This is a genomic window from Corallococcus sp. BB11-1 (assembly GCF_026626625.1).
Taxonomy (GTDB): domain Bacteria; phylum Myxococcota; class Myxococcia; order Myxococcales; family Myxococcaceae; genus Corallococcus; species Corallococcus soli.
In genome coordinates, this window is sequence record NZ_JAPNJY010000007.1 from 323618 (window position 1) to 330596 (window position 6979).

The window sequence follows — 6979 nt, forward strand, 5'->3', positions numbered from 1 at the left end:
ACCGCCCGTCCCGCGCAGGCCCGCATCGCGGTTCACTCAATGCATCAATATGTCTCTGGAATACAGATGCAGCCTGATTGCATGACAGAAATCGCCGTCAGGCTTGCTCCGGGCAGCCAGGTAGACCCGTGTTCCATGGCTCATCATTGCTGCTGCAAGCCGGCATCAATTATCCAGGGATGATACGTCTGGCGCGTCTTGCGTTTATTGCCGCTCCTGATGAAAATGCCGGTCGCGTCGGCTCCTGCACCTTGGCTGCCTGGGCGCGTGGAGTTTTCCCCCCCCGTGGGATGCGCTCTCCCGGTGTGGAGGTCGGGGCCGCGTCCGGGGAGAGGCCTGGAGTCCAACGTGCTGTCCCCCGTTCGTCGTCCCCTCCCTCCGGAAACGCCTGTCTCCGTGTCGCAGCCGTCGGTGGGCCATTCCGTCCCCGATGCCCTGGACGGCGTCCTCGAAACGGATCCTGCGCGCGTCTACGCGGTGATGGATGCGCCCACGCGTGCGCGCTACCGGGAGGTCTGCGTGGCGCTCGCGGGCTCCACGGCGCGAACCCCGGAGGAGGTCGCCCGTGAGGCGGTGAACCAGGCAAGCGCGAGCCAGGAGCACGTCGGGATGTTCCTGCTGGGCCAGGGACTGCCCCGGCTCGAAGCGGCATTGGGCTACCGGCGTTCTTGGGCATCGCGGCTCGGACGAGGGCTTCGGCGCCGCGCGGCGAACCTCTACGTGGGGGGGCTCATCGGCTCCTCGGTGCTCGCGCTCGTGGCGTTGGAGCGCTTCCTCGCGGCGCAGGGCCTGCCGGTGTCGCAGCGGTTGGGATTGCTGGCGCTGCTGGTGCTGCCGGTCGTCGAGCTGATTCAGGAGCTGGTCGACCGGCTGTTGGCCGCCTCCGTGCGCCGCCCTCCGGTGTTGCCGAAGCTGGACCCTGAGCGGGTGTTCCGCGCCGAAACGCGCACCCTGGTGATCACGCCGCTGCTGGTGGCGAGCGGGGAGGACATCGACGCCCAGTTCCAGCGGATGGAAAACCACTTCCTGGGCAATGACGCGCCAGCGCTGTCATTCGCGTTGCTGACCGACTTCCCCGACGCGGACGCGAAGGAGTTGCCTGGCGAGCACGAGCTGCTGGCGCGCTTGGAAGCGGGCGTGCGCGAGCTGAACGCCCGCCATGGCTTCCAGGAGGCGCACCGCTTCCACTGGCTGCACCGTGAGCGGCGCTGGAATCCCGTGTCGCGGCGCTGGATGGGCTGGGAGCGCAAGCGCGGCAAGCTGGAGGAGTTCAACCGGCTGGTGCTGGGGGCTCACGACACGAGCTACGTGGGCGAGGTCCCCGACGTCGTCCGCTCGGCGCGCTATGCCATCACGCTGGACGCGGACACGCAGCTGCTGCCCGGCAGTGCCGCCCGGCTGGTCGCGACGCTGCACCATCCGCTCAACCGCGCCCGCTTCGACGCGGCGGGCCTCCGGGTCGTGTCCGGGTACTCGATGCTCCAGCCCGCGCTGGGAGAGGCCCCCACGCGCATGTCCTGGCGTGCGTCAGGAGGCTGGCCGGTGTCGCTCGTGCGGGAGCTCAAGCAGGCGCTGCCCAATATGGGCCAGAGCCTGTTCGGCGTGGGCGATTTCGTGGGCAAGGGCATCTACGACGTGGCCGCGTTCCACCGCGCGCTCGACGGGCGAATCCCGGAGAACGCCGTCCTGAGCCACGACAAGTTGGAGGGGATGTTCTCACGGGTCGCGTTCGCCCAGGACATCACCGTGCTGGAGGGACGGTCGCCGGACCTCGCCGGCACCGCGCGCATCTGGCACCGCTGGGTGCGGGGCGACTATCAGCTCATGCCGTGGATCCTCCCCTGGGTGCCGGGACGGGACGGGCGCTTCACGCCCACGCCGCTCTCCGTGTTGGATCGCTGGAAGCTGCTGCGCGACCTGCGCGCCCCCCTGAGCTTTCCCTCCGCGCTGGCCGTGATCACCTACGGCTGGGTGACGAGCCCCGGAGGGACCCAGCCCTCGTTCTGGGCGCTGGCGACGCTCCTGTGGCTGTGCCGGCACCTGCTGTTGCTCGGCGTGGGCGCCATGGTGCGCGATGCATTTCGCACGTCCTCTCTGACGGAGGCCCTGCACTTCGTGCGGCGGAGGACCGGTCACCTCCTCATGGGCACCCTGATGACGGTGGCGACCGTGCTGCCCTTCACCACCATCGTGCTCGACGCCATCGTCCGGGCGCTCTACCGCATGGGCGTGGACCGCTCGCGCATCCTCGACTGGACGACGCATTCGCAGGCGACCCGCCAGGTGCGGGCGCTCTCGTCGTTCAGGCTTCCGGAGGTGTGGGGCTCGACGGTGCTCACGCTGCTCATTGGCGGAGCGCTGTGGCGGGCGAACCCCGCCGCGCTGCCGTGGGCCGCGCCGCTGCTGCTCGGCTGGATTCCCCTGGCGGCCTTCGCCCGCACGGCCCGCGCTCCTCGTGCGCTCCCTTCGCATGCGGCGGACGGCGACCGCGCGCTGGCGAAGCGGGTCTGGGAGCGCTTCGAGGCCTCCGCGAAGCCCGTGGGGGATGACGTCCTCACCCCCACGGACCTGGCGCTGGAGCTGGTGGCTCCCCTGGCGGCCTACCACCTGGGCCTGCTCGACGCCGCCGCGCTGGGCGACCGCCTGGAGGCCGTGCAGGACTCGGCCGCGAGCCTTTCCCGGGACGGGCAACAGGGGGCCGCAAGCGATGACACCCGCACGCGACAACCCCTGGAGCCGCGAGGCGTGGACACGGCGGAGAATGGGGTGCTGGCCGCGGCGCTGGTGGTGCTGGAGCAGGGCCTGCGTGCCGTGACACGGGGGGCGTCCACCTCCCAGGACGCCGGAGTCATTTCCCGCCTGGAACGGGCCGCTTCCCGCGCGCGGGAGTCACGCGAGGCGATGGACTTCGCCGGGTGCTACGACGCCGGGGCCGGACTGCTGAGGACGGGCCCTGACGCCACGTCGCACGAGACGCTTCTTGCGTCAGGCGGGGTCCTGGCGGGCTTCGTGGGCATCGCCATGCGCCAGCTTCCACTCCAGCACTGGGCCGCGTTGCTGGACGCGGACCGGAGGACGCGCGCCGAAGGGCGGGGGCCGGTGGGCGTCTCCGGGGCGCGGGCGCAGCTGCTGCCCTCGCTGTTCCTTGCCTTTCCCGTGAACACCCTCCTGGCGGACGGTGCGCGCACGGTGCTGGACGCGGCGTGCGCGGCGGAGGCTCCGGTGGAGGTCCAGGCGCTGGCGCTGCGCTTCCGGCCTGAATTGTCCGCGGAGTCGCTGGTGCGAGGGGTGGACGCGGCGGACCGGCGGGCGCTGGGGGTGACGTTCCTGGCGCTGACGAACCGGCTGTGCGACGACGTCCTGTCGCAACACTTCCACCAGCACCGACAGACGGCGTGGGTGGAGACCCTGGTCTACGAAATGAAGGACGTCTCATGAGCAGCCCGGAAGCGAAGGTCCAGCCCCAGGAGCTGGTGCGGCGCCAGGGGCGGCTGGCGGCGCTCAAGAACATCCTGCCCGTGCTCCAGATGGTGTGGGAGTCCGGCCCCCGCACGGTGCTGGGGTCGTTGGTGCTGCGCGTGCTGGCGGCGCTGGTGCCGGTGGCGGTGCTCGTCGTGGCGCGGTGGATCGTCGACGACGTGGTGGCCAGCTCCGCGGCCGGTACGGGGATGACCCCGCAACTGTGGCGCTGGGTGGCGATCGAGTTCGGGCTCGCGGTGCTGGGCGCGGTGCTGCTGCGCGGCATCGACTACCTGGGCGTCGTCCTGCGGGAGAACTACACGCGCCACATCAGCCTCAAGCTGATGGAGCAGGCGTCGCGGCTGGACCTGGCCACGTACGAGGATCCGTCCTTCTATGATCGCCTGGAGCGGGCGCGGGTGCAGGCGACGGACCGGCTGGTGATGGTCGCTGCCATCGCGCGCTTCCTGCAACTGGGGCTGACCACGGTGAGCCTCTGCGTGGGCATCCTGGTGTTCTCTCCGTGGATCCTCCTGAACATCGTGGTGTGCCTGGTGCCCGCGGCCATTGGCGAGGCGTACTTCGGCGCGATGGTCTACGCGCTGAACTTCCGGCACACGCCCAAGCGCCGCGAGCTGGACTACCTGCGCCAGTTGGGCGCCAGCAAGGAGAGCGCGAAGGAGCTGAAGATCTTCGGCCTGAGCAGCTTCCTCATGCGCCGCTACGACTCGCTGTCGCGCGAGCTGCTCACCGACGTGGTGGCCCTGTCGGCGAGGGCGCTGAGCGGGCTGTCGGTGCTGTCCGTCGTGGGGACCTTCGGCTACTACGGCGCCTATGCCTTCGTCGTCTACAAGGCGGCGCGGGGCGAGCTGACGGTGGGCGAGCTGACGTTCCTGGCGGGCGCCATCGCGGGCGCGAATCGCAGCCTCCAGGAGCTGTCCGTCACCGGGGCGGGCATCGCGGACCAGGCGCTCTACATCCGCGACATGCTGGCGTTCTTCTCGCTGGCGCCGGGCATCCGCTCGAAGCCGGACGCGCTGCCGGTCCCCCGGCCGATCCGCCGGGGGCTGGAGTTCCGCGACGTCACCTTCACCTACCCGGGGCGGACGCAGCCCACGCTCCAGGGCGTGAGCTTCCACATCGCGCCGGGCGAACGGCTCGCCCTCATCGGGGAGAACGGGCAGGGCAAGACGACGCTCGTGAAGCTGATGATGCGGCTCTACGACCCCACCGGCGGGCAGATCCTCCTGGATGGCGTGGACCTGCGGGACTACGCGTTGGAGGACCTCTGGCACGAGGTCGGGGTCATCTTCCAGGACTTCGCGCGCTACGAGATGACGGCCACGCACAACATCGCGGTGGGGCGCATCGACCGGTCCGAGGACGCCGAGCTCATCGCGCAGGCCGCGCAGAAGAGCCTGGCGAACACGGTCATCGAACAGCTCCCGCTGGGCTACGCCCAGATGCTGGGCCGGCGCTTCGAGGGCGGCGTGGACCTGTCAGGCGGGGAGTGGCAGAAGATCGCGCTCGCTCGGGCCTACCTGCGCGATGCGCAGATGCTGGTGCTGGACGAGCCCACGGCGGCGCTCGACGCGAAGGCGGAGCAGGACGTCTTCAACCGCTTCGGTGAGCTGTCCGCGGGGAAGATGGCGCTGCTCATCTCCCACCGCTTCTCGACGGTGCGAATGGCGGATCGCATCCTCGTGCTGGAGGGCGGCCGCATCGTGGAGGAGGGGCCGCATGACCTGCTCCTCGCCGGGGGTGGCCGCTACGCGACGATGTACGAGACCCAGGCCTCCCGCTACCGCTGAACGGAGCCCCGCGTGGCGCGCGGGGCCCACGCTCAGGACTCCAGCACGAGGTCCGTGACGCCGTAGAGCCGCTCCGCGCCCAGGCCCCGGGCGCGGGCCTCGGCGAGCAGCCGGTCGGACTCCTTCATGCGCGGTGCGTCCGGGGCGCAGGGCGGGCCGATGATGTGCTCCATCCAGGGCTCCAGGCCCATGGCGTAGTTGTACAGCTTCGAGGCGCCCACCAGCTCCAGGATGCGCAGGCCCTCGCCCGTGTTGCTGCCCCGGCAGCGCCGGTTCTTCTCCAGCTTGCGGTCGCGCTTCTTGGGGAAGAGCGCTTCGAGCGTCCAGGTGTGCGGGGCGCCTTCGATCTCCGTGTTCATGAAGACCGTCTGGATGGGGCCGAGGTTCTGGCGCATGTGCCGGTAGATGGCGTCATCCACGCACATGGAGTCGGCGGCGAAGAGCAGCTGCTGCTTCCCGGTGCGCACCACGTACGAGGACTTCGCGTGACCGATGTCGCCGTGCTCGCCCAGGAAGGGCACGGAGATGAGCTCACCGTCCGGCAGGGGGACGGACTCGTAGGTGTCCAGCTCCAGCACGTTCTGGAAGCCCAGCGAGTGGGCCAGCCGCTTGGGGGAGTAGTCCCCCACCAGGAAGCCGTTGCAGCGGGGCACCACCAGCTGGCCGATGCGGTGGCGCAGCCGCAGCAGCGTGTCGATGGCGAGGTGGTCCGGGTGGCTGTGCGTGATGAGGGCGTAGTCGATGCGCGGCGGCAGTTCGTGGAAGGTGAGCCGCTGCATGCCCCCGCTGGTCGGACGCGCGCTGATGACCGGATCCACGAGGATGGTGATGCCCTTCCACTCCACCAGCGCGCAGGCATGGCCCAGGTAGCGGACGCGCGGCCCCGGGCCCTCCCACGGCGTGTACCGCGACGGCGGCGCGTCGGTGAGCAGGGGCAGCAGCTGTTCGTCACGGGTGACGGCGGGGCCCATCACGTCGCGCAGGTGGCCGAGCGGGCGGGGGGACAGGTCCGTCTCGAAGAGGCGGCTGATGCGCTCCTCGGAGAAGGGCACCGCCCAGTCAATCTGACCGGGCTCCATCAGGTAGGGCGTCGTGAAGAGGTGGGGACGGCTGGCGTCCGACTCCAGCGGGAGCAGGCGCAGCGATTGGAGCTGGGGCTTGTGGTAGCCGGCGCGGTACAGCGCCCCCTCCATCACCCGGACGAAGGGCCGGTTGATGTAGTCGTACGAGAGCTCGACCAGGCCTCGCAGGGGCTCCGGTAGCTTCTCGTAGAGGGGCTCCAGGGACTGGCCCTTCGCCTCCTCCACCAGCCAGCCCTGGAACTCCTCCAGGGCTTCGGCCAAGCGCACCCGGTCCACCTGCGACTCCTGCATCTGTTGCAGCAGGGCCTTCACCTCACCGGCCCGCTCGGGCGCGATGCCGACGAAGGTGCCCCCACTCAGGGCCGCGTCCTTCGACGCCCGCGCGTGGAACTCCGGGCTCTGCAGGTAGGCCTGGAGCAGCGGCAGCTGGGCCTTGTGCACGTGCAGGCTGGCCGGAACGGGGGCCACGGTCATCCACCAGGCCGTCCAGCCCTGGACGAGCGGGGCAACACAGGTGTGGTCTGCCAATCGGTAGAGGGTCTCGGACATGACTGGGTCGGTGGCGGGGCAGGGGGATGGAGGTTCAGGAAAGCAGGTTCAGGCGGGGCTCGCCAGGGCGGGATGGGA

General features: G+C 70.3%; 3 protein-coding genes. 2 read left to right on the plus strand and 1 reads right to left on the minus strand.

The window, feature by feature from the left end; translation table 11 throughout:
- The first annotated feature begins 396 nt into the window (after positions 1–396).
- Entirely contained in the window at positions 397–3438 is a 3042-nt protein-coding gene (locus tag OV207_RS08265; protein WP_267554004.1) for a hypothetical protein, read from the plus strand.
- The gene (locus OV207_RS08270; RefSeq protein WP_267554006.1) at positions 3435–5270 is read left to right on the plus strand and encodes an ABC transporter ATP-binding protein; all 1836 of its coding nucleotides are present in this window, start codon (positions 3435–3437) and stop codon (positions 5268–5270) included. The genes OV207_RS08265 and OV207_RS08270 overlap by 4 nt, the downstream gene beginning before the upstream one ends.
- A gap of 32 nt (positions 5271–5302) precedes the next feature.
- Here the strand turns inward: OV207_RS08270 and OV207_RS08275 are convergent, their stop codons facing one another.
- Positions 5303–6901 (minus strand): MBL fold metallo-hydrolase, encoded by a 1599-nt coding sequence (locus OV207_RS08275; protein ID WP_267554008.1) that lies wholly within the window; start codon positions 6899–6901, stop codon positions 5303–5305.
- Positions 6902–6979: the final 78 nt, after the last annotated feature.